Source organism: Corynebacterium variabile, from assembly GCF_006539825.1.
In the GTDB taxonomy this organism is placed as follows: Bacteria; Actinomycetota; Actinomycetes; order Mycobacteriales; family Mycobacteriaceae; genus Corynebacterium; species Corynebacterium variabile.
This window is the reverse complement of record NZ_BJNT01000005.1, coordinates 131,901-157,632: the sequence shown is the minus strand read 5'-3', so window position 1 is coordinate 157,632 and position 25,732 is coordinate 131,901. Positions and strand designations below refer to the sequence as shown.

At 67.2% G+C, this 25,732-nt stretch carries 26 protein-coding genes; 14 read left to right on the top strand and 12 right to left on the bottom strand.

Annotated elements, in window-relative coordinates; genetic code table 11:
- Positions 1–3: 3 nt before the first annotated feature.
- Entirely contained in the window at positions 4–861 is an 858-nt protein-coding gene (locus tag CVA01_RS03995) for an aldo/keto reductase (RefSeq protein WP_141328800.1), read from the bottom strand.
- Positions 862–1,015: 154 nt separating this feature from the next.
- Between CVA01_RS03995 and budA the strand changes: the two genes are divergently transcribed.
- Positions 1,016–1,747 (top strand): acetolactate decarboxylase, encoded by a 732-nt coding sequence (gene budA / locus CVA01_RS03990; RefSeq protein ID WP_141328798.1) that lies wholly within the window; start codon positions 1,016–1,018, stop codon positions 1,745–1,747.
- Between the two features lie 4 nt (positions 1,748–1,751).
- Positions 1,752–2,810, top strand: a complete 1,059-nt coding sequence (locus CVA01_RS03985; protein WP_307723354.1) for a YihY/virulence factor BrkB family protein — start codon at positions 1,752–1,754, stop codon at positions 2,808–2,810.
- Here the strand turns inward: CVA01_RS03985 and CVA01_RS03980 are convergent.
- Complete coding sequence (locus CVA01_RS03980) at positions 2,787–3,149, bottom strand: hypothetical protein (protein WP_141328794.1); 363 nt, start codon at positions 3,147–3,149, stop codon at positions 2,787–2,789. The genes CVA01_RS03985 and CVA01_RS03980 overlap by 24 nt on opposite strands.
- Positions 3,150–3,361: 212 nt before the next feature.
- Here CVA01_RS03980 and CVA01_RS03975 point away from each other — a divergent pair, with 212 nt between their 5' ends.
- The 5 genes from CVA01_RS03975 (at position 3,362) to CVA01_RS03960 (ending at position 7,195) form a co-directional block, all read left to right on the top strand.
- Positions 3,362–4,273: a Dyp-type peroxidase gene (locus tag CVA01_RS03975; protein WP_141328792.1), complete on the top strand. Its 912-nt coding sequence runs from the start codon at positions 3,362–3,364 to the stop codon at positions 4,271–4,273.
- 136 nt (positions 4,274–4,409) lie between these two features.
- On the top strand, positions 4,410–4,595 hold the full coding sequence (locus tag CVA01_RS15210) for a hypothetical protein (protein ID WP_244938130.1): 186 nt from the start codon (positions 4,410–4,412) through the stop codon (positions 4,593–4,595).
- 18 nt (positions 4,596–4,613) lie between these two features.
- Positions 4,614–5,633, top strand: a complete 1,020-nt coding sequence (locus CVA01_RS03970; RefSeq protein ID WP_280528061.1) for an oxygenase MpaB family protein — start codon at positions 4,614–4,616, stop codon at positions 5,631–5,633.
- 84 nt (positions 5,634–5,717) lie between these two features.
- Positions 5,718–6,407: a TetR/AcrR family transcriptional regulator gene (locus CVA01_RS03965; RefSeq protein ID WP_141328790.1), complete on the top strand. Its 690-nt coding sequence runs from the start codon at positions 5,718–5,720 to the stop codon at positions 6,405–6,407.
- The gene (locus CVA01_RS03960; protein ID WP_141328788.1) at positions 6,404–7,195 is read left to right on the top strand and encodes an NAD(P)-binding domain-containing protein; all 792 of its coding nucleotides are present in this window, start codon (positions 6,404–6,406) and stop codon (positions 7,193–7,195) included. Before CVA01_RS03965 ends, CVA01_RS03960 begins: the two co-directional genes overlap by 4 nt.
- A 4-nt stretch (positions 7,196–7,199) precedes the next feature.
- On the opposite strand, the gene CVA01_RS03955 is transcribed toward CVA01_RS03960, so the two are convergent.
- Genes CVA01_RS03955 through CVA01_RS03945 form a run of 3 tightly spaced genes read right to left on the bottom strand, consistent with a single transcriptional unit; the run spans position 7,200 to position 10,505 of the window.
- Positions 7,200–9,062 (bottom strand): carbohydrate-binding domain-containing protein, encoded by a 1,863-nt coding sequence (locus CVA01_RS03955; RefSeq protein WP_141328786.1) that lies wholly within the window; start codon positions 9,060–9,062, stop codon positions 7,200–7,202.
- Between the two features lie 10 nt (positions 9,063–9,072).
- On the bottom strand, positions 9,073–9,837 hold the full coding sequence (locus CVA01_RS03950; RefSeq protein WP_141328784.1) for a polyphosphate polymerase domain-containing protein: 765 nt from the start codon (positions 9,835–9,837) through the stop codon (positions 9,073–9,075).
- Positions 9,834–10,505, bottom strand: a complete 672-nt coding sequence (locus tag CVA01_RS03945; protein ID WP_141328782.1) for a DUF4956 domain-containing protein — start codon at positions 10,503–10,505, stop codon at positions 9,834–9,836. Before CVA01_RS03945 ends, CVA01_RS03950 begins: the two co-directional genes overlap by 4 nt.
- A 405-nt stretch (positions 10,506–10,910) precedes the next feature.
- Between CVA01_RS03945 and CVA01_RS03940 the strand changes: the two genes are divergently transcribed.
- Complete coding sequence (locus CVA01_RS03940; protein ID WP_141328780.1) at positions 10,911–12,176, top strand: sensor histidine kinase; 1,266 nt, start codon at positions 10,911–10,913, stop codon at positions 12,174–12,176.
- Positions 12,173–12,871: a response regulator transcription factor gene (locus CVA01_RS03935; RefSeq protein WP_041629739.1), complete on the top strand. Its 699-nt coding sequence runs from the start codon at positions 12,173–12,175 to the stop codon at positions 12,869–12,871. The genes CVA01_RS03940 and CVA01_RS03935 overlap by 4 nt, the downstream gene beginning before the upstream one ends.
- Here the strand turns inward: CVA01_RS03935 and CVA01_RS03930 are convergent.
- The 4 genes from CVA01_RS03930 to CVA01_RS03915 form a co-directional block, all read right to left on the bottom strand.
- Positions 12,838–13,494: a DedA family protein gene (locus tag CVA01_RS03930; protein ID WP_041629740.1), complete on the bottom strand. Its 657-nt coding sequence runs from the start codon at positions 13,492–13,494 to the stop codon at positions 12,838–12,840. The two genes, CVA01_RS03935 and CVA01_RS03930, sit on opposite strands and share 34 nt — an antisense overlap.
- A 122-nt stretch (positions 13,495–13,616) precedes the next feature.
- Entirely contained in the window at positions 13,617–15,908 is a 2,292-nt protein-coding gene (locus CVA01_RS03925; protein ID WP_141328778.1) for a 3-hydroxyacyl-CoA dehydrogenase NAD-binding domain-containing protein, read from the bottom strand.
- Between the two features lie 12 nt (positions 15,909–15,920).
- On the bottom strand, positions 15,921–17,156 hold the full coding sequence (locus tag CVA01_RS03920; protein ID WP_141328776.1) for an acetyl-CoA C-acetyltransferase: 1,236 nt from the start codon (positions 17,154–17,156) through the stop codon (positions 15,921–15,923).
- A 162-nt stretch (positions 17,157–17,318) separates the two neighbouring features.
- Positions 17,319–18,128 (bottom strand): class I SAM-dependent methyltransferase, encoded by an 810-nt coding sequence (locus tag CVA01_RS03915; RefSeq protein ID WP_141328774.1) that lies wholly within the window; start codon positions 18,126–18,128, stop codon positions 17,319–17,321.
- 165 nt (positions 18,129–18,293) lie between these two features.
- On the opposite strand from CVA01_RS03915, the gene CVA01_RS03910 reads away from it, so the two are divergent.
- Complete coding sequence (locus CVA01_RS03910) at positions 18,294–18,866, top strand: DUF4395 domain-containing protein (RefSeq protein ID WP_244938128.1); 573 nt, start codon at positions 18,294–18,296, stop codon at positions 18,864–18,866.
- 24 nt (positions 18,867–18,890) lie between these two features.
- Here the strand turns inward: CVA01_RS03910 and CVA01_RS03905 are convergent, their stop codons facing one another.
- The 3 genes from CVA01_RS03905 to CVA01_RS03895 form a co-directional block, all read right to left on the bottom strand.
- Positions 18,891–19,139: a hypothetical protein gene (locus CVA01_RS03905; protein ID WP_141328770.1), complete on the bottom strand. Its 249-nt coding sequence runs from the start codon at positions 19,137–19,139 to the stop codon at positions 18,891–18,893.
- Positions 19,140–19,153: 14 nt separating this feature from the next.
- Entirely contained in the window at positions 19,154–19,390 is a 237-nt protein-coding gene (locus tag CVA01_RS03900) for a hypothetical protein (protein ID WP_141328768.1), read from the bottom strand.
- A gap of 223 nt (positions 19,391–19,613) precedes the next feature.
- Positions 19,614–21,395 (bottom strand): hypothetical protein, encoded by a 1,782-nt coding sequence (locus tag CVA01_RS03895; protein WP_141328766.1) that lies wholly within the window; start codon positions 21,393–21,395, stop codon positions 19,614–19,616.
- A gap of 61 nt (positions 21,396–21,456) precedes the next feature.
- On the opposite strand from CVA01_RS03895, the gene CVA01_RS03890 reads away from it, so the two are divergent.
- The 4 genes from CVA01_RS03890 (at position 21,457) to CVA01_RS03875 (ending at position 25,696) form a co-directional block, all read left to right on the top strand.
- Positions 21,457–22,584 carry a glycosyltransferase family 4 protein gene (locus tag CVA01_RS03890; protein WP_141328764.1) on the top strand — a complete coding sequence of 376 codons (1,128 nt, stop codon included), beginning with the start codon at positions 21,457–21,459 and terminating at the stop codon, positions 22,582–22,584.
- Between the two features lie 131 nt (positions 22,585–22,715).
- Positions 22,716–23,801 carry a quaternary amine ABC transporter ATP-binding protein gene (locus CVA01_RS03885; RefSeq protein ID WP_141328762.1) on the top strand — a complete coding sequence of 362 codons (1,086 nt, stop codon included), beginning with the start codon at positions 22,716–22,718 and terminating at the stop codon, positions 23,799–23,801.
- Complete coding sequence (locus CVA01_RS03880) at positions 23,801–24,676, top strand: ABC transporter permease (protein ID WP_141328760.1); 876 nt, start codon at positions 23,801–23,803, stop codon at positions 24,674–24,676. Before CVA01_RS03885 ends, CVA01_RS03880 begins: the two co-directional genes overlap by 1 nt.
- A 9-nt stretch (positions 24,677–24,685) precedes the next feature.
- Complete coding sequence (locus CVA01_RS03875) at positions 24,686–25,696, top strand: glycine betaine ABC transporter substrate-binding protein (protein ID WP_014008838.1); 1,011 nt, start codon at positions 24,686–24,688, stop codon at positions 25,694–25,696.
- The last annotated feature ends 36 nt before the right edge of the window (positions 25,697–25,732 follow it).

Below are 25,732 nucleotides of genomic sequence, written 5' to 3'. Positions count from 1 at the left end.
CGCCTACTTCCCGCTGTACACGGGGAACGCGGCGGACTCGCCGTAGTCACGGTCGTCGAGGGTGCGCAGCGCGTCCATGTCGGCGTCCTCGATCGTGAAGTCGACCTCGGCGTTGGACCGCATGTGGTCGGGGTTCGAGGTCTTCGGCAGGGAGACGGTGCCGAGCTGCAGCGTGTAGCGGATGCACAGCTGCGGAACGCTCACGCCGTACTTCTCCGCGAGTGCCGTCACCTGCGGGTTGTCGAGGATCTCGCCGTGGGCGATGGGGGAGTAGGCCTCGACCACGATGCCCTTGTCCCGGCAGTAGTCGATGAGTGCGGCCGGGGTGTTGCCTGCGTGGACGAGGATCTGGTTGACGTGCGGGGTGACCTCGGCATTGTCGATGATGTTGTCGAGGTCGCGCTCCAGGAAATTGGAGACACCGATGGCCTTCACCTTCCCGGCGTGGAAGGCCTCCTCCAGTGCCTGCCAGGCGGCGAGGTTTCCCTCGTCGTAGGTGCCGCCGCGGAAGTCGTCCCAGGGCTGCGGAGCGTGGATGAGCATGAGGTCGACGTAGTCCAGGCCCATGGTCTCCAGGGAACCGTCGATGGCGGCGACGGCGCCGTCGTAGTCCTTGATCTCGGCGGCGAGCTTCGTGGACACGAAGAGTTCCCCACGGGGGACGCCGCTCTCGCGCACGCCCTGGCCGACTCCGCGCTCATTGCCGTAGGCCTGGGCGGTGTCGATGTTGCGGTAGCCGGCGGCGACGGCGTCCTTCACGGCTTGCGCGGCCTTGTCGTCGTCGATGAACCAGGTGCCGAGTCCGAGGACCGGGATGTCGGCGCCGGTGGTGAGGGTGAGGTTGTCGGTGAGTGCTGTCATGGTTCCAGGCTACGACCTGTCAGGATGTCGAGGCAGAGCTGAAGGGTGCCCTGTGGGTACGTGGTCCGGAGAAGTCCGGGAAAGTCACGGGCATCACGCACATCGCCGTCGGTCGTAGCGCCCGGAAGCGGTGTAGCGGCGCTACGCTGTACCCATGAACGACAGTCCCGTGACCCGGCACACGATCTTTCAGAACTCCCTCATGTCCGCTCTCCTTGACGGCATCTACGACGGTGAAATGTCCGTCGGCGAGCTGCTCGGCAAGGGCAACTTCGGCCTCGGCACCTTCGATGCCCTCGACGGGGAGATGGTCATCATCGACGGCGTCTGCTACCAGCTGCGCCACGACGGCACCGCCACCCGCGCCGACCTTGAGCAGCATTCCCCCTACTCGGTGTGCACGAACTTCGTGCCCCGTATCCGTCGTCGTGCCCCGGAGAATATCCGGCGCAAGGATCTCTCCGACTTCATCGACGAGATGACGCCCTCGGCGAACTACATGTACGCCGTCCGCATCACCGGCACCTTCTCCGATGTCACGACCCGTACGGTCGTGCGCCAGGAGAAGCCTTACCCGCCGATGACCCAGGCTGTCGGAGATGACGCCGAACAGCACTTCACCGATATCTCCGGCGTCATCGCCGGTTTCCGCACCCCGATCTACGAGAAGAATATCTCGGTCCCGGGGTGCCACGTCCACTTCATCGATGACGCCCGGACCCAGGGCGGCCACGTCCTCGACTTCACCCTCACCGAGGGGAAGATCGAGCTGTGCCCCGGCACCGACCTTGACCTGCGACTACCGCTGACCTCGGCTTTCTCGAATGCGAACCTCGACCCAGAGGATCTCGACGAGCAGCTTCACGCCACTGAGGTGAAGGGCTGACACCCTGAACACTCCCTCGCCCCGTAGCCCGGTAGCCGACCTGCCGCCGTCATGGTGGTACGTCCCTTCCCGGGCGGTCCGTCGTTTCATCGACCAGGATTTCGTGGACTTCGTCGGCAGTCTCGCTTTCCGCGCCCTGCTCGCCCTGTTCCCCGGTCTCATCGCCCTGGTCTCGATCCTGGCGTTGTTCGGCCAGTCCGAGGAGTCGGTCGTCCGCCTGCTCAACCAGTTCGAAGGGGTTACCCCGGAGGACACCTGGGAGTCGGTGCGTCCGGTCCTCGAGTCCATTCTCCGCGCGCCGCAGGCCGGTTTAGGTCTGGTCATCGGTCTGGTGACCACACTGTGGACGGCGTCCGGCTTCATCAAGACCTTCAGCCGCACGATGAATGCGGTGTACGGGATCTCGGAGGGACGCGGTGTATTCAAGTGGAACCTGCAGATGTACCTGCTCACCGCGATGTTCCTGCTGCTGGCCGCTGTCGGACTCATCGGGTCGGTGGTCGCCGGACCGGTCGCTGAGGCGGTGGGCGAACTGATCCACCTGGAGACCGCGGTGATCACGGTGTGGCGCTACGTCCGCTGGGTGCTTGTCATCGGGGTCGTCGTGCTGGGCGTGGGGATGCTCTACCGCATCACCCCGAATGTCCGGGTGCGCCGTACCTGGGGAGGACGCCACTTCCCGTGGTACCTGTTCTGGATGCGCTGGTTCACGGTCGGTGCGACCATCGCCATCGTCGCGACCGTCCTGGCGACGGCGCTCTTCTTCCTCTATGTCTCGAAGGCGGGGTCCTTCAACGCGACCTACGGCGCGCTGGCCGGCGTCGTCGTGCTCATGCTGTGGCTCTTCCTCGTCAATGCGTCACTGGTCTTCGGCGCGCTCATCGACAGCGAGGTCGTCCGGATGCGGCAGCTGCGGGCGGGTCTGCCGGCCGAGGAGAACCTGCAACTGCGCGTCCGTGATTCCTCGGCTTCCGAGAAGCGTGAGTCGAAGATGGCCCGGGACGTGGAGAGGGCACGCGAGATGCGTGCGAACACGGAGTCAGGGGAGGAGAGCTCCGACTGACGGTGGGTGTCGAGGAAGGATGCCAGCAGCTGCGGCTGGGGGGACGTTGTAGTGGTCGCAGCTGCGGATGACGTCGAGCCAGGCGATGTTCTTCTCCAGCTTGCGCCACCAGGTGCATCCCCGTGTTCGGTGCGGGGTGAGCGGGGCGGCGAGGATCATGTTCCGTTCGGCGGTGACTCGGGCGAGTGAGGTGAGCAGGCCGTCCGGGTGGCGGAACTCCTCGTCGCCGTCGACGTGGAGACGGACGACCACCCCGACCGGTGTCGACCGGTCGATCCCTTCGGTGAACAGGTGGTATTCGCTGACGCGGTGGCCGATCGCGAAGGGGAGGGTCTCCATGTGGCCGAGTGCAGGAGGGGTCGGGTCCGTGAGTCCTTGTCCACGGGAGGATGTCCGCATTGCGCACCCTGAGGTCGTTCCGGGGTGGGTCAGAGCAACCTCACGCTGCGCGATGCCGACACCTTGTCAGGTCACGGAACAGCGGGCGACTATTCTCGGCTCCGACGTTTCCGATCAGCCAAGAGTCCTGACAAGAGAAGAGGCCCTCATCCATGCCCAGTCAGCAGGTGGTGTCCCACCCCGCGAACGCCGCAATGTTCCTCGTCTACACGGTGGACGGCTCTGACGCAGCCGCCGACGCCGTTCGTGACGTCCTCGGCGATATGCCCGGCCTGACCCGCTCGGTGGGGTTCCGGACCCCGGAGTCTGAACTGCTGAGCATCGTCGGCATCGGTTCGGACCTGTGGGACCGGCTGTTCCCCGACCGGCCGCGCCCGACACACCTGCACACCTTCGAGGAGATCCGCGGCGGCACGCACACCGCTGTCTGCACTGCCGGTGACCTGCTGATCCACCTGCGCGCGGCGCGGATGGACGTGGTCTTCGAACTGGCCCGCGTCATCACCGGCAAGCTGGGCACGGCCGCAACGGTCGTCGACGAGGTCCACGGTTTCCGGTACTTCGACGAGCGCGACCTGCTCGGCTTCGTCGACGGTACCGAGAACCCTGAGGGAGAGGACGCCGTGGATGCCGCCGTCATCGGCGGGGAGGACGCCACCTACGCCGGCGGTTCCTACGTCATCGTGCAGAAGTACCTGCACGACATGGCAGCCTGGAACGCCCTGTCCACCGAGGACCAGGAGAAGGTCATCGGCCGGACCAAGCTGGATGACCTGGAGCTGGACGACGAGCACAAGCCCTCGAACTCCCACGTCGCGCTCAATGACATCGACGGGGACATCGTGCGCGAGAACATGCCTTTCGGGTCGGTGGGGGACGCCGAGTTCGGCACCTATTTCATCGGCTACGCCAAGGATCCGGCGGTGACCGAACAGATGCTGCGCAACATGTTCGTCGGTGTCCCGGAGGGCAACTACGACCGCATCCTCGACTTTTCCACGGCGGTCACCGGATCGCTGTACTTCGTGCCTTCTCCGGCGTTCCTCGACGGTCTGGGGGACTGAGCGGAGCGACCTGCCGATGCTCTCCCGGACATTGCGACCTGTGTAATGTGATCCACATCACGATTTTTCAGCAAGAATGGTTCCATGACACACAGATATGTTCTCCGCCTTCTGTAGTACGCGTTACATATCTACCATGACTCTGGAGGACACCATGAGTTGCCCCTTCACCGGCACTGACGATGCCACCATCCCCGATACCGCCGCCGACTCCGCCGCAGAGACCCGAGCTCCGCGGGGAGGGAAGCGGTCCCGCACCGAACCCGCGCACCGCGCCGACGAGGGTTTCTTCGGCCCCGGTTCGGTCGCCTGGAAGGTCTGATCCTACCCGACCTCGGCGCTGCAGGGCTTCTTCCGCGCTGTGACCATCGAGCACCTTGACCCGGACCTCGTCGCCACTGTGGACGACTCCGGCGAGGTCCACAAGCGTACCCCGGTCCGCTACGACCGCACGATGGAGTTCTTCGCTGCGGTGCTCTTCGCGGACGCCCAGACTGTCACCCGGATGTCGGACATCCTCATGAAGGTCCACGACCGGTCCTACGGGAAGAATCCGGTCACCGGTAACGACTACGACGCCAACCGGTCGTCGTCGCAGCTGTGGATCCTCGTCACCGCCTGGCACTCGATTCTCTACACCTACGAGAAGTACGGTCCCGGCAAGCTCAACCGTGACGAGGAGAACGAGTACCGGGAGGCCATGTCGGTCGCTGCAGCGTTTCAGACGATCAACCCGGAAGATGTCCCGGCGACCCGTGGTGAGGTGCTGAAGTTCCTCGATGACTGGCGGCAGAAGCTGTCCGCCTCCGAGGCGGCGATCCGCAATGTCGACCACATCATCGACGGTTTCGAGACCGTCGAGCCGGACCTGCCGAAGTGGTTCATCAAGCTCGGCCTCCCGTTCCTGCGCTGGAGCATCATCGCCACCTACCCACGGTGGATGCGTCCGATGCTCGGTGTGAAGCAGTCGAAGCTCGCAGACTCACTCTCCATCGCCCTCTGGCGCCCGATCCACGAGGTGCTGGACAGCAACCCGAAGCTGTTCCTCTGGCTGCTCAAGCGCATCTGCCCGCGGGCGGTGCGGTACATGGAGCCGCTGCTGCTGAAGACCCCGGCGAAGACGCCGCGTGTCTACACTCCGGCGGTCGCCCGCCGGATGTTCGACAACCCGCTGACCCCGCTGGAGCAGCGTGAGGAGCTGCTGAAAAAGCGGCAGGAGGGCGTGGGGCAGAAGTCCTACGGCCACAACCACCACGACGAGATCCTCGAGTTCGCCTACGCCGACGACGTCGAGGCTGCAGCCAAGGTGCTCGACGCGATCGAGGAAGTCGACCTCCGTGAGGTGCACAAGGCCGGCTGACACCTGTCAGTTCACAGTGGAGACGCCCCCGGTTGGTTGAGGTCGACCGGGGGCGTCTCCCCTTCCACCGTTAGGATGGTTTCCATGACCGGAGTAACCGCAGAAAGCGCTGCACCGCGCAACCCCCGGAAATTCGACACGCCACGGAAGACCCGGGCCCGTCGCGCTGACGGGGAACGTTCCAGGCAGAAGATCCTCGACGCAGCCGCCGAGATCGCCACGGAGCGCGGATACGACGGCACGTCCATCGCCGAGATCTCGCGCCGGTGCGGCCTGCCCGCGAGCTCCATCTACTGGCATTTCAAGGACAAGGATGACCTCATGGCCACGGTCATCGAGGACAGCTTCGACGCCTGGAACCAGTCCTGGGACATCGACGCCGACGGGAACATCCTCCTCGAACTGTTCGCCATAGCCGAGCAGCTCATCGGTGCGCTGCAGGAGCATCCCCAGTTCCTCCACATCGGTCTGCCGCTGGCGCTGCAGAAGCGGTCCGATGATCCGCGGCCGCGGCGGATGTACCTGCAGATGCGGGAGAACCTCACCGCCCGCTTCGAGAAGATCGGTGAGACGCACTTCTCCCACGTCCCGGTCGGACGCCGCACGGCGATCATCACCTACCTCATCGCCGGCGCCGAGGGGCTCATCATCTCCCATGAACTCGACCGGTCCGAGGGGGCTCCGGATATCGAGGAGCTGCTCCAGATCCATACGTCGAGTGTGATCCAGATGATCATGCAGGAGGCGGAGAAGTGGCCGAGGGACGGGAAATGACCGCCGACGTCATCGGCGTCATCGGCGTCGGGGAAATCGCCGAGGCACTGGTGGTGGGCCTGCTCAGCGACCCCGCCGGTGCTCCCGGCCGCGTCGTGCTCTCACCGCGCGGTGCGGCGCGGGCCGCCGGCCTGGCCGCCAGGTTCGACGCGGTGAGCGTCGCGACATCCAACGCAGAGGTTGTTGAGGCCGCGGACACGGTGATCGTCTCCGTGCGTCCCGACCAGCTCACCGAGGCCCTCGACGGGGTCAGGTTCCGCCCCGGCCAGCTGGTCATCAGTACCCTCGCCGGCGTTGACCTGGCCACGCTGCGGGACGCGGTGGGTGGCTCCGACGCGGCGGAGCCCTCCATCGTCCGCTCCGTGCCGCTGCCGCCGGTGGCACGCCGTGCAGGGGTGACCCCGGTGATCCCCGCCGACCCCCGGGCGGTGGCCCTGTTCGACCTGCTCGGCGGACATCTCGCCGTCGACGACGAGGAGCAGATGGCCACGGTCACCGTGCTCACCGGGGCCCAGACCGGACTTCTGCAGTACATTGCGGAACTGTGTCAGTGGGCCGCAGACAACGGCCTGGACCCGGCGTCCTCCGAGATGTTCATCCGGAACACCGTCGCCGGTCTGGAGCCGGGTCTGCGGGACGCCACTACCCCGATCGGTGGCCTCATCGACAATTTCGAGACCGAGGGCGGCCTGAACTGGCAGCTGCGGACCGGGTTCTTCGATGACCTCACCACCGGTGCCCTGACCAGGGAGCTCGATACCCTGCACCGGCGCGTCCGCGGGGAGTGAATGACTACCCGGCCATGCTGCCGCCCATCGCGCCACCCATGCCACCGCCCATGCCACCGGCAGCGGCTTCACCGGCGGTGACCTCGGTCTCCGTGTCACCCACGGTGACGGTGTAGGTCTCGCCGATGGTGATGTCCTCGGAGGCGAAGACCACGTTGGCGAAGTCCTTCTCGCTGGTGAAGGAGGCGATCTCGGCACCGGTGGAGTCCTTCACGGTGATGGTGTCGCCGGCGGACCCGTCGATGTTCGCAGAGACCCAGCCCTGACCGTCGGTGTTGTCCGGGGAGACAGCCATACCCGAGGAACCGATCGCGGTGAGTTCGCCGCCGGTGACGGTGAGCTCGCCGCCGACGTCGAGGGCACCGTTGCCGTCTTTGGTCGGGCCGTAGACGGTGACGGTGCCACCACTGACGGTGGCGTCGCCGTTGGAGTCCAGGCCGTCGCCCCCGGCGTCGACGACGAGGGTGCCGCCGGTGACGGTGAGCTGCTCACCGGTGGACTCCTCGCCACCCATGCCGCCACTCATGCCGCCGCCACGCGTCGGGCCACCTTCAGGCATCGCGGGCATGTCTCCGTCGGCCATGCCCTCAGGCATGGTCGGCATCTCGCTCTGGTCAGGGACCTCCACGCTGCCGTCCGTGCTCTCGTCGGTCTGCTCCGAGTCGGACTCGGCGATCGCGGCGATACCGTCCTCGGTGGTGGTCGATCCGGAGGCGTTGACACCGTCGTCACTGGAGGTGACGTCGACCAGGCCGTCGGAGACGGTGATCAGACCACCTTCGATGCCCTCCTCGGACCCGGTGACCGTGACATCGGCACCGTCGAGGATCACGGCGACCTCGGCGTGGACGCCGTCGTCGCCGGTGGCCAGGGTCAGGTCGCCGGAGGACATCCGGATGCCGCCCTTGGCGTGGACGGCGTCATCACCGGAGTCGACGTCGACGGTTCCACCGTCGACGATGACGTACACACCGCCCTTGATGCCCTTGGTCGACTTCGCCTCTTCCGAGGTGTCCTTACCCGCCGCAGCCCCGCCGCCGGCGGAGATGTCCAGGTCGCCACCGGTGATGACGGCGTCGGTGGCGGCGTCGATGCCGTCTCCGGCGGTGGTGGTGAGCTTCACGGTGCCGCCGGAGATGTTGACGTAGCCCGTGGAGGCGTCCTCGTCCTGGTCGGACTTCAGGGCATCTCCTCCGGACTCCACGGTCACGGTGCCGCCTTCGATGACCAGGGCGTCCTTGCCGCGCAAGCCGTCGTCAGCGGCGGTGACGTTCAGGGGGCCGGACGCCACGACGAGGTCGTCGGTGGAGGTGATGCCGTCGGCCCCGTTGCCCTCGACATTCAGGGTGCCGTCACCGGTGATGGTGAGGTCGGCGTCCGCGTAGATCGCGGCGTCGGCGTCCGCGTCCCCGGCGTAGGCGTCGGTGTCGGAGACGGTGGATTCCCCGGTCAGGGAGATGGCCACGTCATCGGCACTGACCACGTTGATCGCCGGACCGTCGGAGGAGGAGACCGTGGCGTTGTCGAGGATGAGCACGACCCGGGCGTCGTCGGCGGCCTCGACGGTGACGGTCTCGGTGACGTCTCCGCTGATCCGGTACACGCCGGCCTCGGTGATGGTGCCGCCGTCGTAGTCGACGGCGTCGTCCTCGCTCCAGTCGGAGTCGTCCACGGAGGAGGCCCCGGTGTTCGCGGCGAGCGCGTCGTCGGCGGTCGGCACGTTGACCAGGTCGCCGTCGTCCGTGGCGGAGGCGGCGGTGGTCTCCGCGGAGGCGGAAGCGGAGTCGTGGGAGGAGGAGCAGGCGGCGAGAGCGAGGACGCCCGCCATGGAGGCGGCGGCCACGCCGCCGAGAAGATGGTTACGCATGACGTGATCCTTAAGCAGTGAAGTGGGTGGAGAGGACGCGGTTCCAGCGGTTGTGGGGGAGCTCCGGGTGGAGCGCCGCCATGCCGGTGCCGAATTTCGAGATCTTCGACGGACGATGACCGCAGTGCCACAGCAGCCGGTCGATGTCCGAGGGGCGGGAGCCGGACTTCGTCTCGACGATGACCATGTCGGGACGGTCCAGGGTGTCGGTGCCGACGCCGCGCCAGGTGAGGTTCGTGTCGACGGTGGCACGTCCGACCCCGCCGGGAAGCAGGAAGGTCATGCGGTCGTAGGTGCCCCACATCACCGGCTCCAGGTCGGTGGCGTGGATGCTGACTCCGGCGGCGCGGGCCTGGCCGAGCAGGTCCTCGGCCCAGGTGACGGCACCGGGGGAGAGTCGGTCATCGGCGGCCAGCGTGGCGTCCTCGCCGGTGAGCTCGTAGCGGGATTTCACGGTGAGCCCGCGGGCTCCCTCAGCCTTGAACTCCAGGAAGGACGCTCCGGTGTCGAGGTAGGTCCGGGTCCGCAGCTTGAACCTCCGGCGGCGGGGCCGGGCCGCCATCATGAAGCTGTCGAGGTCCGGGGTGTCGAAGTAGACGGAGCGGTAGCTGTGGGCGGTGCGGCCGTCGATGCTGAGGACCCGCGTTTCCGGGGCGTCCTGCTCCAACCGGGTGAGGTCCTCGGCGAGCTCGGCGGACCGCAGCACGTACTTGCGGTCGACCCGGGTGAGCATGGCGGCGTCGGCATTGAGTTCCTCGAGGCTGACGGTGTTCATCGCTGGGCGCTCCGGACGGTGGACGGGACGGAGGTGGCCGTGGTGGCGGACGCGGTGGTCATCTCCGACGACGGTGCGCTGAGTGCGGAGCGCGAGGGAAACAACCGGTTGCGCCCGTTCGTGCGGACCGTGGCGGTGGCCAGGGTGGTGTCATTGACGAAGTCGATGGACTCGATGGTGGCGTCGACGACTTCGGCACCGGTGCGGGCGTTGATCTCCTGCGGCAGCTGGGCGGGGTCGGTGACCGCGGCATCGAGACGGATCTCCATGGTGCGCACGCCGTTGGACACCAGGCGGGAGTCGGCGACGGCGAGGACGGCGAGCAGGACGGCCATCAGACTGATGTTGAGTGTGGTGACCTCGGTGGACATGCCGGAGATGAGACCCAGGGCCAGCGCGGCGAAGTAGTAGGCGACCTCGCGCTGGGAGATCTCGGAGGACCTCAGGCGGATGATCGACAGGACGCCGAACAGACCGAGACCGAGGCCGGCGCCGACGGTGGAGGAGCCGAGGACCTGGCTGACGGCGAGGACGCCGACGTTGACGCCGAGGAAGGCGACCACCAGGTCTGAGCGGTGGTGGCGCGGGTAGTAGATGCCGAAGACGAGGATCGAGACGGCGAGGAGATCCACGAGGATCATGATGGTGGAGGAAGACATTGAAGACATTGCGGTGTCCTTGTTCTGCTGGGTGCCACTGACGGAGATAAGAATGCGACCCCCACGTGGGCGGATCCTGTGAGCCGGAGTCTCAGTCTGCGGTCGCTGTGCCGGAATCCTCCAGGCGATGCGGGGTTCAGCTGTCAGTTCCCTGTGGGTGGCATTCCCCATGTGTTGTGAACTGCAATTATGGAGTTTTCCTGTGAGTGTCAAGTTGTCCGGCAGGCGTACCACGAACGCAGTACGTGGCGGATACTCCCGCTGCGGTACGGGGTGTCCGCGGGTGGAGGATGTACCGGACACTTATCCGGAGGAGGATGGACAGTTCATATTTCACGGTGTCTGTTAAGGAGAATGACAATGACCTACCGGGTACGCCGTCCCTGGACCGGTGGCGTCCGCCATAATGGCGGCATGACCACTCAGGGCCGGACCCCCGCCCGGCTGATCGATGCCGCCGTCGTGGCACTGATCCTGGTCTCCACCGCACTGCTCGGACCCCGGCCCTCCGGTGATCCCGGACCACAGGGGAGACCGCCGGCACCGGACATGCCGGACGACCGGGGTGGCCGGGCTGGCTTCAGCGGTATGACCGGCATCGACGACCCCGACCGGTTCTGGGTCATCGTCCCGGTCGCCGCGGTCCTCGCCGCCGCAGTCATCCTGCTGCGACACCGCTGGCCGGTGCCGGTGTTCGCCGCGACCCTCGTGATCTACACCGTCACCGTCGTCCTTGAGCTGCCGGTGATCGGAGCAGGCCTCGCGGCGGTCGTGGCGGTATACACCGTGGCCACCCGTCACACCCGGACGACCACCCTGGTGGTGGGCATCACCGGTACCGGTGTGGTCGCGCTGCTCAGCCTCATCTACTCCGGGGAACTCACGCTGGACCCGCAGGTCTTCCAGATCGCCGCCGGAATCGCCATCGCCGCGGCCCTGGGCGACAGCACCCGGTCGCGCCGGGAGTACACCGCGGCGATGACCGAGCGTGCCGAACGCGCCGAACAGACCCGCGAGGCCGAGGCTCGCCGGCAGGTCGCCGAGGAGCGGCTGCGCATCGCCCAGGACCTCCACGACACGGTCGCCCACCGCATCTCGGTGATCAGCCTGAACGCCGGGGTGGCGTCCGCCGCGGTGGAGACCAACCCGGACAAGGCCCGGGAGTCACTCGGGACGATCCGCACCGCGTCCCGTGAGGTGCTCGGTGAGATCGGCGTCCTGCTGCGCTACCTGCGGGCCGAGGACGACGAGTCCGCGGCCTCGATGCCGCAGCCGGGGACCGGCGAGCTCGACGCCCTGGTCCGCACCGTCCGCGACTCCGGCATGACCGTCACCTACGAACCCCCTGCCGGCCTGGACCGGGTCGACGAGATCACCGGCCGGGTGCTCTACCGGGTGGCGCAGGAAGGCCTGACCAACGCCGGCAGACACGGGTCCGGTCACACCGTCACGCTGCAGATCGGCGTCCTCTCCGGATCGGTGACCGTGACCGTCACGAACCCGGTCTCCGGCACGGACCGGAACCAGCGGGACGCCCCCCACGGCGGACTGGGGCTGACCGGCCTACGGGAGCGGGTCGCCGCCGCCGGCGGTACGGTCCGCACCGGCACCGACGACGCCGTCTTCCGGCTGGACGCCGAACTGCCTCTCAGAACCTCCCGTCGAAAGGACGCCCCGTGATCTCCGTACTCGTGGTCGACGACCAGGCGCTGATCCGCCAGGCTGTCGCCGACATCATCTCCACCCACCCCGACATCGAGGTCGTCGCCACCGCCGGTGACGGGGAGGACGCGGTGGACCGGGTGGCCTCCCTGCACCCGGATGTGGTGCTCATGGACGTCCGTATGCCGGTTCTCGACGGCATCGGAGCCACCGGACAGATCTGCGCCGACCCGGCGAACGCGTCGACCCGCGTCCTCATCCTCACCACCTTCGAGGAGGACGAGTACGTGGTCTCCGCCCTGCGCGCCGGGGCCGGCGGGTTCATCGGCAAGGGTGCCGAACCTGAGGACATCGTCCGTGCGGTGCAGGCCGTCCATGCCGGGGACTCGCTGTTCTCCCCGGCGGCGACCCGCAGCCTCATCACCCGGTACATCGACGTGCCGGACGCCACGGGTCAGGGTGGGGCGTCCTCCGGCGGTACCGTCTCCGAGGACGCGGCGAAGGACCTGGCACGGCTGACCGGGCGCGAGCAGGAGGTTCTGCTGCTGGTCGGTCAGGGACTGTCGAACCAGGAGATCGCCGAGAAGTTCTTCATCTCCCCGCACACGGCGAAGACGCACGTCAACCGGATCATGTCGAAGATCAACGCCCACGACCGGGCGCAGCTGGTGATCCTCGCCTACGAGAGCGGGTTGCTGGTCCCCGGCGCCTGATCCTTCGCCGCTTTCCGCTTCCGGTCGCGGCGCACCAGGTAGAAGACGACCACCACCAGCGCCACCGCGCACAGGGCGTAGATGACCGTGGAGAAACTGTCGATGGTGTCCGCCACACGGTGGTAGTTCGCACCGAGCAGGACGCCCGCCCAGATCAGCACCGCATTCCACACCGACGAGCCGATGAGCGTGAGCACGCTGAACTTCACCAGGCTCATGCGGTGGACACCGGCCGGGATGGAGATCAGGCTGCGGATACCGGGGATGACGCGGCCGATGAGGATCGCGATGTCTCCGAACCGGTCGAACCAGTGCAGGGCACGGTCGACGTCTTCGCCCTCGGTGAGCCACATCTTCTCGGCGATCGCGCGGAGCCGGTCGGCGCCGATCACGGCACCCAGCCAGTACAGCAGCCAGGCACCGATCATCGAACCGGCGGTGGACCAGGCGAACGCCGCGAACGCGTTCATGTGCCCCCCGGTGGACGCGAAGCCGGAGAGCGGCAGGACCACCTCGCTGGGGATCGGCGGGAAGACCGTCTCAATGAGGATCGCCAGGCCGACGCCGGGGGCGCCGATGGTCTCCATGAGGGAGACGAGCCAGTCGAGGACGGAGGAGATCACGTGGGGCCTTTCGGGGGAGATCTGGTCAGGAACGACAGAACACCCCATGGTAAAACACGTTTACCTGGGGTGCTCTGTGGATTGACTGTGAATCCGGAGGGGCGGGTGTACCGGGCGGGTCACTAACCCTTCAGCGACGCGACCGGGGTGAATCGCTCACCGTAGGTGGCGGCGAGTTCCTCGGCGCGGGCGACGAAGCCGGCGACACCGGCGGTCGGGTAGTCGGCCGCGGCGTCCTCAGGCAGTGTGGCGGCGGCCGGGCGGGCGTAGTTGGTGATGAACTGGCGGGTGCCGCCGGTCCACGCCGGGTAGCCGATACCGAGGATGGAGCCGATGTTGGCGTCCGCATCGGAGGTCAGCACGCCCTCGTCGACACACTTCTGGGTCTCGATGGCCTCGATGAAGAGCATGCGCTCGACGAGGTCGTTGAGGCTCGGGCCGGCCTCGCCGGCGGAGACGGTGGAATCCAGACCGTGACCGTCGGTCGCGGCCTCGCCGTCGGGCACGGTGACCGGGGTGATACCGAGCTTCTCGGCGAGCTCACCACGCAGACCGGACCACAGGCCGGCGCGGCGACCGTTCTCGTCGTACTCGTAGAAGCCCTTGCCCTCGAGCTTGCCAGGACGCTCGAAGGTGTCGAGCATGACGTCCACCAGGGCGTTGACGCCACCGTCGTCGACGGAGACACCCGCGGCGTCGGCGGCGGCCTTGGTCTCGGCACCGATCTTGCGGGCCAGCTTGAGGTTCAGCTCGTCCTGCAGCTGGAGCTGCGGGGCGGGGTAACCGGCCTGGCGGCCCGCGGACTCGATGACGGCCGGGTCGACACCCTCGACAAGCATGCGCATTGCCTCGTTGAGGACGGTGCCGATGACACGCGAGGTGTAGAAACCGCGGGAATCGTTGACGACGATCGGGGTCTTGCGGATCTGGCGGGCGAAGTCGAGGCCCTTGGCCAGGGTCTCCGGGGAGGTCTCGGCGCCGGAGATGATCTCGATGAGCGGCATCTTGTCGACCGGGGAGAAGAAGTGCAGACCGATGAAGTCGCCCTTGCGGTCCACGCCCTCGGCCAGACCGGTGATCGGCAGGGTGGAGGTGTTGGAACCCAGGACGGCGGTGCCCGGCACGGCGGCCTCGATCTCGGCGAAAACCTTGTGCTTGAGCTCGGTGTTCTCGAAGACGGCCTCGACGACCAGGTCGACGTCGGCCAGGTCGGCGTAGTCGGCGGAGGGCTTGATGCGGGCCAGCAGCTCGGCGGACTTCTCCTCGGTGGTGCGGCCGCGCTTGAGCGCCTTGGCCTCCAGGCCCTCGGAGTAGGCCTTGCCACGGGCGGCGTTCTCCTCGGAGATGTCCTTGAGGACGACCTCGATACCGGACTTCGCGGCGACGTAGGCGATGCCCGCGCCCATCATGCCGGCGCCGATGACGCCGATCTTCCTGAAGGTGGTCTTCGGGAACGGGGTGCCGTCAGCCTGCAGCGGGCGGGAGCCGCCGCCGTTGCAGTGGTTCAGGTCGAAGAAGAAGGCCTGCATCATGTTCGTCGAGGTCGGGCCGGTGACCAGCTCGACGAAGTAGCGGGTCTCGACGGCCGTGGCGTCCTCGATGCGCTTGAGCTGCGCACCCTCGACGGCGGCGGCGAGGATCGCCTTCGGGGCGGGCATCGGGGCGCCCTTGACCTGCTTGGTGACGTTGGCCGGGAAGCTGGGGAGCATCGCGGCGAGTGCCGGGGTGGTCGGGGTGCCGCCGGGGATCTTGAAGCCCTTGCGGTCCCACGGCTGGGTGGCGTCCGGGTTCCCGGCGATCCAGGCCTTCGCGGCGTCGATCAGCTGGTCGGCGGGGACGACCTCGTCGATCAGCCCGATCTCCCTGGCAGCCTCGGCGTTGAACTGCTTGCCGGTGGTCAGGACCTTGGTCAGTGCGGTGGCCAGGCCGAGCAGGCGGGTGACGCGGGCGACGCCGCCGCCACCGGGCAGCAGGCCCAGGGTGACCTCGGGCAGGCCGACCTTCAGGCCCTTCGCGTCGGAGGCGATTCGGTGGTGGGTGGCCAGGGCGACCTCGAGGCCACCGCCGAGGGCGGCACCGTTGACCGCGGCGACGACCGGGACGCCGAGGGTCTCGAGGGCGCGGAAGTTGGCCTTCATGCCGTCGCACATGTCACGGGTGGCCTCGGCCTCGGCCGGGCCGGCGGTGATCATGGACTTGATGTCGCCGCCGGCGAAGAAGGTCTTCTTCGCGGAGGTGATGACGACACCGGAGATTTCCTTGGCCTCGACCGCGGCCTGCAGCTTGGCCACAGTCTCCGCGAGGGAGTCGCGGAAGGCGTCGTTCATGACGTTGACGGGGGCGGACGGGTCGTCGATGGTCAGGGTGACCACACCGTTGGCGTCTGCGTCCCAACCGATGATGTTCTCGCTCATTGTGTGGTCTCCTTAGACTCGTTCGATGATGGTCGCGACGCCCATACCGGCGGCGACACAGAGGGTGATCAGGGCGTAGCGTCCGCCGGAGCGGTGCAGCTCGTCGACGGCGGTGCCGGTGATCATGGCGCCGGTGGCACCGAGCGGGTGGCCCATGGCGATCGCACCACCGTTGATGTTCAGCTTCTCGTCCGGGATGTTCAGCTCGCGCTGGGCACGCAGGACGACGGAGGAGAACGCCTCGTTGATCTCCCAGACGTCGATGTCCTCCGGGGTCAGACCGGCCTTGGCCAGGGCGGCGCGGGCGGCCGGGGCCGGGGCGGTGAGCATGATCGTCGGCTCGACACCGGTGGTCGCGGCGGCGACGACGCGGGCGCGCGGGGTCAGGCCGTTCTTCTGACCGGCGGCCTCGTTACCGATGAGCAGCAGGGACGCGCCGTCGACGATGCCGGAGGAGTTGCCGCCGTGGTGGACGTGGTTGATCTTCTCGAGCTGCGGGTACTTGTTCAGCGCGACGGCGTCGAAGCCGCCCTGGTCGCCGACCACGGCGAAGGCGGGGCGCAGACCGGCGAGCTTCTCGGGGGTGGTGCCGGGGCGGATGGTCTCGTCGCGGTCGAGGACGGTCAGGCCGTTGTTGTCCTTGACCGGCACGACGGAGTCGGCGAAGCGTCCTTCCTCCCATGCCTTGGCAGCGCGCTCGTGGGAGCGGGAGGCGTAGGCGTCCAGCTCGTCACGGGAGACACCGTCGAGGGTGGCGATGAGGTCGGCGGAGACGCCCTGCGGGATGAAGTCGTTGTAGAAGGAGGTCTCCGGGTCCATGGCCAGGGCGCCGCCGTCGGAGCCCATCGGGACGCGCGACATGGACTCGACGCCACCGGCCAGCACGAGGTCGTCGAAGCCGGAGCGGACCTTCATCGCACCGTAGTTGACGGAGGTCAGGCCGGAGGCACAGTAACGGTTGAGCTGCACACCGGTGACGGAGTAGGGCAGGCCGGCATTGAGCGCGGCGGTGCGGGCGATGTCCATGCCCTGGTCACCCAGCGGGGTGACGACGCCGGTGAGGATGTCCTCGATGGCACCGGGATCGAGCTCCGGGTTCCGCTCCAGGACCTCGGTGATGAGGCCGGAGAGGAGGTCGACCGGCTTGACGGTGTGGAGGGAGCCGCCCGGCTTGCCCTTGCCTCGCGGGGTACGGATCGCCTCGTAGATGAAGGCCTCGGGGATTCCCGAAGCGGATGCGTCAGTCATAGTGGTCCTCACATCTGTGCTGTGTTGCCGCCGAAGCGCAACCTGTGTCGCCGATCACTATAACCGCATACCGGTCTGTCGCGGGCAAACCTCCGCGAATCGGGGGTGTTTTCTTTTGTGCCCTCTGCCTGCGGTTTTGTCTGGTGAACCTATATTCGGTGCTTACCGCTTCCGCAGGACCAGCACGAGGTTCGAGACCCCCACTTCGCGCAGTCCGGGCACCTTGGTCATCCACCAGGCCCACGACGGGTGGTACCGGGGGAAGGACGCCACGGGCTCGGCGCCCCCACTGTCCTGTGTGGCGTCCGCGTACCGCAGGCCGTCGGCGCAGGAGACGTCGAACAGGGACTCGCCCCACCGGTTCTTCGGCGGGTGACCTTCCTTCCTCTCGTAGCGCCGGGCGGCGAACTCCCCGCCGATGTAGTGCGGCCACAGACCGGTCTCGTGACCGCCGAACGGTCCCAACCAGCAGGTGTAGGAGTAGACCACCAGTCCTCCGGGCTTCGTGACACGCAGCATCTCATCGGCCATCCGCCACGGATCGTTGACGTGTTCAGCGACGTTGGAGGAGTAGGTGAGGTCGAAGACGGCGTCCGCGAAGGGCAGGTCCATGCCTGACCCCCGCACCGACGACGCCAGCCTGATCCCCGCCGCCGCCATCTCGCCGACATCGGGTTCGCAGGTCACGTAGTTGTCGACTCCGGCCGCGGCGAAGGCCTGTCCGAAGTAGCCGGGTCCGCCGCCGACGTCGAGGATCCGGGTGCCGGCCAGGGAGGAGGTGGGGCCGGCGTCCGCCCAGATATCTGAGAGGATGCCGACCGTGTCTGCGGCGAGGTGCCCGTAGAACCGGTCCGGATCGGACTGCTCGAAACGGAAGTCGGCGAGGAGGCCGAGGGAACGGCGAAGTGTCGCGCGGCGGCGCAGCGTGGGGAGGGGACGCCGGGCGGCGTCGGTCGACGTTTGCGTCACCATTTCCACCGATCCGTGGCAGAGAACAGCGAAAAAGGTGACGCAAACTCGGCGGTGCCGTGTGACGGGCGTGAGGACGCAGAAGATGGCGCGGGCATGCGTCGATCATGGCACAGCGTGACCGGAACCCTGGTCAGAGTGGTGGCGGGGGAGTACGCTCCGCGGAGCATGAGCCAGCAGTACAACCTCAACACCCCGGTCATCCCCTCGTCGTCCGGGCAGGACGCGCGTCCGCCCCGTGGTGCGGGGACGCTGTGGTGGTTCCCGCCGGTGGTCAACGACCGGGCTGCGCGGACGACGGCGATGCTGGTCGTGGCGCTGACGGTGGTGACCGTCGTGGCATCTCTGCTCGGATGGGGCACCGTGGCGCTGGTGCTCAACGCGCTGCTGTTCGCCGGTTTCGTGCTGCGGGTGCTCGCCGGACCGCGGTTCGACCCCTTCGGTCAGCTGTCGGTGCGGTGGCTGGCCGGGGCGGTGTTCGGGGAGCCGGTGATGACCGCCGGGCCGCCGAAGCGGTTCGCGCAGGGGATCGGGGTGGTGTTCTCCGGGGTGGCGCTGGTGCTGCGCCTGGTCGGCGGGGACGCTGCGACGGTCGCTGCCGATGTGGTGCTCGCCCTGCTGGTTGTCGCGGCATCGCTCGAGGGTTTCGCCGGGTTCTGCCTGGGCTGCCGGATCTTCGCCTGGCTGCAGGGCCGTGGCGTGATCAGCGCGGAGGTCCGGGCGGACTGCGCGGTGCGGTGAGGTCTGCGCGGACGGGATCGAGAATCACGCCCGGCGTCTGCCGAACCTCTGGTAAGCCGCCTGCTTGCTGATGCCGAGGGCAGCACCGATGACCGTCCACGAATCGCCGCTGCTACGGGCGGCATCCACTGCGGCCTGGAGCTCTTCTTTGGCTTCGTTGACCTTGTCACGTGCGGCGATGATGCGTCGGAAGTTGGTGGCATCGCGGGCTGGGGTGGTGGCTGGGTCGAGGTCATCAAGCCCGGTGATGTCATTGATGTGACTGGTGGTCATGCAATTCACTGTCCTTAGCGAGGGTATTCGTAGAGCTTGGCCCGTAACCGGTCCGCGTGGATGATCCGTGCCGGTTCATCTGCGGGCACTGCAACCAGTTCGAGGAGTGCGCCGCCCGAGTCCGGGCCGATGACAAGGAATCTCTCCTCACCGTCGTATTCGAACTCGACGAGCCGGATGGCGTTGGCCCACGCGTGATGAATGGACTCCTCTGTCACCTTGTATTTGAGGGCGCTGTCAGTGACCCTCACGCGTAAACCTTATATTGACGTCTCCGTGTTCGTCAAGGTTGTGTTGACGCATCGTAGGTTCTCCTGCTCCTTATCGCCTCGGCAAGACATGTCTTCCGCTGACGGTAGCTTGCGTAAGAGAGCCGCCCCTGAACTCGGAACACAAAACCCCAGGACCCTGTGGACAACTCGACCCCTGTGGACAACACCGACCTCACACGTGAGGCCCCACGCCCCGGGAGCGTCAGAACCCCGGTTCGTCGTGGAAACCGACCCGCTGGAACTCCACCGTCCCGTCCGGCAGTTTCCAGTAGTGCAGCCGCCGGGCGGCTGCCGTGTTCGTCTCCAGATCGACCCGGTAGGCCTTCGCCCGGTCGTCGCGGACCAGGTACGGCGCCCCGCCCGCATCGGAGATCCGGAACTGGTGGGGACGGGTGGTGCGGTCCTCGTAGCCGCTGGCGATCCACATCATCACCCGGGGCAGCTTCCACCGCAGGGCTTCGCTGTCGTCGATGACCCGACGCACGGACCCGAGGAACTGCACCCCGAACCGGAAGCGCAGCGGGTGGGCGGCCTTCTCCGCGGCATCGACCCGCCGCGCCCACTCCACCCGGACCTCGAGGTCCAGCTGGTCCGCCGGGTCCGTGAACTCGTTGCCGATGAACGGCCGCTCGGTGTGCACGACCTCCACCTCGGTACGCACCCGGCGGCGGGGGCCTCTGCCCTGTCCCGCCCCGGGAAGTGTCGTCGGAACGTGGACGCCGGCCCGGCGCAGCGCCTCCTGCAGCCGCTCGTTCTCATCGGTGAGCCGGTCGTTCTCCTGCCAGGTGTGGTCGTTCTCCCGGCCGATGATCTCCAGCTTCTCGTGCAGCTGTCCGATGGTGCGCGAGAGCTCGGCCTTCTCGTGCTTCAGCTGCGGCACCTTCCGGCGCAGCCCCTCCAGTTCCGCGACAGATCCCGCGGGGACGCCGACCGTGACGTCGTTCCGGGAGGTGGAGCTCTCCGCACCGGATGTGGTCTCGTCCAGCGGCGCATGCATGGACACCCACGCCGGACCGCCGGTGCGCAGTGACGGGGCGTCCTCCACCGTCGCGTCCTCCGGCGCCGGGCCGACGATGATCTTCAGCGTGCCGTGGCGTTCGCCGACGGACTGCACCTGCACCGCGATCACGTCTCCGGCGGATACGGACGTACCGATCCCGGACTGCGTCAGGTAGGAGGTCATCCCCGGTACCACCTGCACACTCACCTGGCTCTTCGCCACCACGCCGGTCACCACCGCGGGATAGCAGTGCTGCACCACCAGGTCCCCGGCCAGCTGCTCCGCCGTGCGCATCCCGGCCACGTCGACAACCGCGCCGGAGGCGTCGAAATGTCCGCTGACCTCGTCACCGTCGGCGAAGATGCTGCCGATGACGACCGGTGCGCCGGGCAGCAGTGTGTCCAGGTCGACCCGCAGCATGCCCACACCCGGGGCGTCCGCCGAGGAGATCATGCCCACTGTCGCCGAGGACGCGCCGGTGAACTCGCCACGGAACGGCCGCGGGTCGGCGTCCTCCGCGACAGCTCCCACGGAACGGTCCGCCAGGGCGTCCAGCGCCTCGAACCCCTGCGCGTTCTCCGCCATGGTCAGCAGTCGGGCGGAGATCACCCCGGCGATCCGCGCCCCGTTGTCCGGTCGGATGTTCGCGAACAGGAGGTCACCGGCGAAACAGTCCCCCGTCCACGTCAGGTCGTGCGCCGGGTAGATCCGCGCCGCACCGTTGTACGGGGTGGTCCCCGGCGGCATCAGTCCGGTGAGCGCGCGGGTCAGATTCGGGTCGGTGATCACGACGAGACGGGCGGCGTCCCCCACCTCATCGGCGATATGCGCCAGATCCAGCGGAATCCCGCGGGTCCGGTTCACGGCGGTCACCACCAGAGTGGGTGTCATGTCCGGCGGGTCGCACAGCGCCTCCGCCAGGGCGGCGACACCGGTGGTGGTGTCGAGGTGCCGGAACGGGGGCGGCGGCGGTGCGGGGTGCATAAGTGCGACGCTAGCAGGGGAAGTCACCCCTCATCAGTTGAGTGTTACCGTTGTTCCCACCATGAAAGTCCTACTGCTCTGCTGGCGCGATTCCCGGCACCCCGAGGGCGGCGGCAGTGAGGTCTACCTCGAGCGCGTCGCGGAGTATCTCGCGTCCCCCGCGGGAGGACGCCACGACGTCACCTTCCGCACCGCGCGCTACCCCGGTTCCGCCCCGGTGGAGCACCGCAACGGGGTGACCTACGTCCGTGGCGGTGGTCCGCTCACCGTCTATCCGCGCGCATGGTTGTCCATGCTGCGCCGGCGGTTCGACGTCATCGTGGACACCCAGAACGGCGTCCCCTTCTTCGCGCGCGTGTTCGGTCGGGGACGCGCCGGGCGCGGCTGCGGTGTCCCGGTCGTGCTGCTGACCCACCACTGCCACCGTGACCAGTGGCCGGTCGCGGGCCCCGTGCTGTCCCGGGTCGGCTGGTTCGTCGAATCCCGGCTGTCCCCGTGGATCCACCGGCACACCCCGTACGTCACCGTCTCCGCGCCGAGTGCGGACGACCTGGTGGGCCTCGGGGTGGACCGCGACCGGATCACCATCATCCGCAACGGGGTGGACGCCCCGCCGGAGCCCGCACCCGTGCCCCGGGACTCCGGTCTCCATCTGGTCACCCTGTCCCGCCTCACCCCGTACAAGCAGATCGAACATGCCCTGCACGCGCTGGCCGTGGTCCTGCCGGACCATCCGGGAACCGTGCTCGACATCATCGGCGACGGCTGGTGGTCGGAGAATCTGCGGCGGTGCGCCGAGGACCTGGGCGTGACCGGCAACGTGGTCTTCCACGGCCATGTCACCGAGGAGATCAAGCACCGCCTGCTCGCCGGAGCGGCGGTGCACCTCATGCCGAGTGCGAAGGAGGGGTGGGGGTTGGCTGTCGTCGAGGCCGGGCTGCACGGCGTGCCGACGATCGGCTACGCGTCCTCCGACGGTCTCCGTGACAGCGTCATCGACGGTCAAACCGGGCTACTGGTGGATTCAGAAGGTGGCCTCATCACCGCTCTGGCAGGGCTGCTGGACGACCCGGACAGGCGCCGCGAACTCGGTGACGCCGCCCGCGAACGGGCGCACAATTTCTCGTGGAATCTCACCGGAGAGGCGTGGAAATCGCTGTTGGAGAGAATTCATCGTCCTCGCAGGTAACAACGTTGTGTCCGGGGTTATTTACCGGTAAATGCCAGGTTTCCGCCGTGAGTGGAATTCTCAGATTCGGTAGAGTGGTCGGGTGTTCTTCTGACGAGAGCCGTAACTGCTACAGCTGGAGGAGATGACCGATGACTGCAGTGCGAGCCGAACACCTCTACAAGGTGTTCGGGAAAAAGTCTGGTGAAGTGATCCGGAAGTTGGAGGCGGGGGCCGACCGGAGTGAGCTGACGGCCCTGGGGACCGCTGCCGTGATCGACGTGAATTTCGAGGTGGAGGAAGGAGAGATTTTCGTTGTCATGGGACTGTCGGGGTCCGGTAAATCGACCCTGATCCGCATGATCAACGGACTCTGGAAAGCCACCGCCGGATCTGTCGAGGTGATGGGGAAGAACATCGCCGAACTCGACGGAAAATCACTGCGTGACCTGCGTGCCAAGCATGTCTCCATGGTGTTCCAGCATTTTGCCCTGCTGCCCCACCGCACCGTGCGCGAGAACGCCGCCTACGCCCTGGAGATCCAGGGGACTCCGAAGGCGGAGCGTCTGGCCAAGGCCGATGAATGGCTCGCCAAGGTCGGACTCGACGGCTGGGGCGACCAGCTCCCCGGTCAGCTCTCCGGCGGTATGCAGCAGCGCGTGGGGCTGGCCCGCGCGCTCGCCGCGGAGACCGACATCCTGCTCATGGACGAGGCCTTCTCCGCCCTCGACCCGCTGATCCGCACCGAGATGCAGGACCAGCTCATCGAGCTGCAGCACGACCTGAAGAAGACGATCATCTTCATCAGCCACGACCTCAACGAGGCCATGAAGCTCGGTGACCGCATCGCGATCATGCGTGACGGCCGGGTCGCCCAGATCGGCACCGCCAACGAGATCCTCACGAACCCGGCGGACGCCTACGTCGCCGACTTCATCGCCGACGTCGACCGGTCCCGCGTCCTCACCGCCGCAGAGATCATGACGCCGATCGATGAGGCCGAGTTCGAGTCGAACCCGGATTCCGGCAGCTTCCCGGTGGTCCAGGCGTCCGACATGGTCTCGGACCTGTTCGAGCACTCGGCGTCCACCGACGGCCCGATCGCCGTCGCCGACAACGGTTCCGTGGTCGGCACCGTCGAGGCCGGGGACATCGTCTCCGCCATGGCGACGCCGGACTACGAGTACGACGACGATGCAGACGCCGCAGACGCCGCCACCGAGGAGGATGAGAACTGATGGGTACCTTCGCCAATCCTGATGTCCCGCTCGGAGACTGGATCTCCGACTTCATCGACTGGTTCACCGACGTCTTCGGCTGGCTGCTGGACTTCATCGGTACCGTCCTCGACGGGCTGCACGACGCCTTCCACTGGGTGCTGGACACGCCGGTCTACTACATCATGATCATCGTTTTCGCGCTCATCGCCTGGGCTGCCGTCTCCTGGAAGGCCGCCGTCTTCACCGCGCTGGGCTTCTACCTGGTCCGCGCGGTTGATGAGTGGCCGCAGGCCATGGAGACTCTCTCCCAGGTGCTCGTCGCCGTGCTCTTCGCGGTAGTCCTGGCTGTTCCGCTGGGTATCTGGGCCGCGAAGTCGGAGACCGTCTCGAAGATCGTCAAGCCTGTCCTCGACTTCATGCAGGCCATGCCCGCCCTGGCGTACCTGGTGCCGATCATCGTGATCTTCGGCATCGGCGTCACCCCGGGCATGATCGCCACCCTGATCTTCTGTATGCCTCCCGGCGTCCGCTTCACCGAGCTGGGAATCCGCCAGGTCGACAAGGAGACCGTGGAGGCCGGTCGCGCCTTCGGTGCGACGGGCACCCACATCCTGTTCCGCATCCAGCTGCCCCTGGCCCTGCCGACCATCATGGCCGGTATCAATCAGATCATCATGCTGGCGCTGTCCATGGTGGTCCTGGCCGGTATGGCCGGTGCCCCGGGCCTCGGCGCAGACATCACCAGCGCGATCAGCAGCATCAACGTCCCGCTGGGTGTCAATGCCGGTGTCGCCGTGGTGATCCTCGCGGTCTTCCTCGACCGTGTCACCGCCGGACTCGGCAACAAGACCCCGCTGGCCAAGGCCCGCGCACAGCAGGCCCAGGACGCGTAGGAGGACATCATGCGCACCATCACACAGAAGACCCGCACCGTCGCGTCCGCCCTCGCGATCGGCGCACTCACCCTCTCCCTGGGCGCCTGCGGAGCGAAGAACTCCAATGACGAGGTCGAAAGTGACAACGGCAATGAGCCCTACGCCGCACGGTTCGCCGACTGCACCCCGGGTGAGAACTCGTCGGACGTCAACGGCATGGACGTCGACGACGACAAGAAGATCACCCTTGCCGCCTTCAACGGCTGGGACGAGTCCTTCGCCGCATCCCACCTGCTCAAGTATGTGCTTGAGGACGAGGGCTACTCCGTCGACATCGAGGCCCTGGATGCCGGCCCCGGTTACACCGGTGTCTCCCGCGGCGACATCGACGTCGTCATGGACACCTGGCTGCCTGTCACCCACGAGGAGTACCTGGAGCAGTACCAGGACTCGATCGAACCGCTGGGCTGCTGGTACGACAACGCGGTGCTCACGCTCGCGGTCAATGAGGACTCTCCGGCACAGTCCATCGCCGATCTCAAGGACATGGGCAGCGATTACGGCAAGAGGATCGTCGGCATCGAGCCCAGTGCCGGCCTGACCGCCCAGACGGAGAAAGCCATCCCGGTCTACGGTCTGGACGACTGGGACTTCGTCACCTCCTCGACCCCCGCGATGCTCGCCGAGCTGAAGAAGGCGACCAACGCCGGTGATGACATCCTGGTGACCCTGTGGCGTCCGCACTGGGCCTACGACGCCTTCCCGGTCCGTGACCTGGAGGATCCGGAGGGTGCGATGGGTGGTGCGGAGAACATCTACAACTTCTCTCGCACCGGCTTCGGCGACGACAATCCCTATGTCGCGCAGTTGCTGCAGAACCTGGTCCTCGACGACGAGCACCTGGCGTCCCTGGAGAATGTCATGTTCTCCGACGACAACTACGGCGGCGAGAACCTCGACAAGGCCGCCGCCGAGTGGGCTAAGGACAACCCGGAGTTCATCGAGGAATGGAAGGCCGGCGCACTGGGCGGAAAGTAGTCTCCGCCGTCCCTTCTCTGCCGCCCTGTCGTCCCC

Coding starts and splice junctions, on each gene's coding strand:
- CVA01_RS03995 (WP_141328800.1), bottom strand. CDS start 861: ATGACAGCACTCACCGACAACCTCACCCTCACCACCGGCGCCGACATC.
- budA (WP_141328798.1), top strand. CDS start 1,016: ATGAACGACAGTCCCGTGACCCGGCACACGATCTTTCAGAACTCCCTC.
- CVA01_RS03980 (WP_141328794.1), bottom strand. CDS start 3,149: ATGGAGACCCTCCCCTTCGCGATCGGCCACCGCGTCAGCGAATACCAC.
- CVA01_RS03975 (WP_141328792.1), top strand. CDS start 3,362: ATGCCCAGTCAGCAGGTGGTGTCCCACCCCGCGAACGCCGCAATGTTC.
- CVA01_RS15210 (WP_244938130.1), top strand. CDS start 4,410: ATGACTCTGGAGGACACCATGAGTTGCCCCTTCACCGGCACTGACGAT.
- CVA01_RS03965 (WP_141328790.1), top strand. CDS start 5,718: ATGACCGGAGTAACCGCAGAAAGCGCTGCACCGCGCAACCCCCGGAAA.
- CVA01_RS03960 (WP_141328788.1), top strand. CDS start 6,404: ATGACCGCCGACGTCATCGGCGTCATCGGCGTCGGGGAAATCGCCGAG.
- CVA01_RS03955 (WP_141328786.1), bottom strand. CDS start 9,062: ATGCGTAACCATCTTCTCGGCGGCGTGGCCGCCGCCTCCATGGCGGGC.
- CVA01_RS03950 (WP_141328784.1), bottom strand. CDS start 9,837: ATGAACACCGTCAGCCTCGAGGAACTCAATGCCGACGCCGCCATGCTC.
- CVA01_RS03945 (WP_141328782.1), bottom strand. CDS start 10,505: ATGTCTTCAATGTCTTCCTCCACCATCATGATCCTCGTGGATCTCCTC.
- CVA01_RS03940 (WP_141328780.1), top strand. CDS start 10,911: ATGACCACTCAGGGCCGGACCCCCGCCCGGCTGATCGATGCCGCCGTC.
- CVA01_RS03925 (WP_141328778.1), bottom strand. CDS start 15,908: ATGAGCGAGAACATCATCGGTTGGGACGCAGACGCCAACGGTGTGGTC.
- CVA01_RS03920 (WP_141328776.1), bottom strand. CDS start 17,156: ATGACTGACGCATCCGCTTCGGGAATCCCCGAGGCCTTCATCTACGAG.
- CVA01_RS03915 (WP_141328774.1), bottom strand. CDS start 18,128: ATGGTGACGCAAACGTCGACCGACGCCGCCCGGCGTCCCCTCCCCACG.
- CVA01_RS03910 (WP_244938128.1), top strand. CDS start 18,294: ATGAGCCAGCAGTACAACCTCAACACCCCGGTCATCCCCTCGTCGTCC.
- CVA01_RS03905 (WP_141328770.1), bottom strand. CDS start 19,139: ATGACCACCAGTCACATCAATGACATCACCGGGCTTGATGACCTCGAC.
- CVA01_RS03895 (WP_141328766.1), bottom strand. CDS start 21,395: ATGCACCCCGCACCGCCGCCGCCCCCGTTCCGGCACCTCGACACCACC.
- CVA01_RS03890 (WP_141328764.1), top strand. CDS start 21,457: ATGAAAGTCCTACTGCTCTGCTGGCGCGATTCCCGGCACCCCGAGGGC.
- CVA01_RS03885 (WP_141328762.1), top strand. CDS start 22,716: ATGACTGCAGTGCGAGCCGAACACCTCTACAAGGTGTTCGGGAAAAAG.
- CVA01_RS03880 (WP_141328760.1), top strand. CDS start 23,801: ATGGGTACCTTCGCCAATCCTGATGTCCCGCTCGGAGACTGGATCTCC.
- CVA01_RS03875 (WP_014008838.1), top strand. CDS start 24,686: ATGCGCACCATCACACAGAAGACCCGCACCGTCGCGTCCGCCCTCGCG.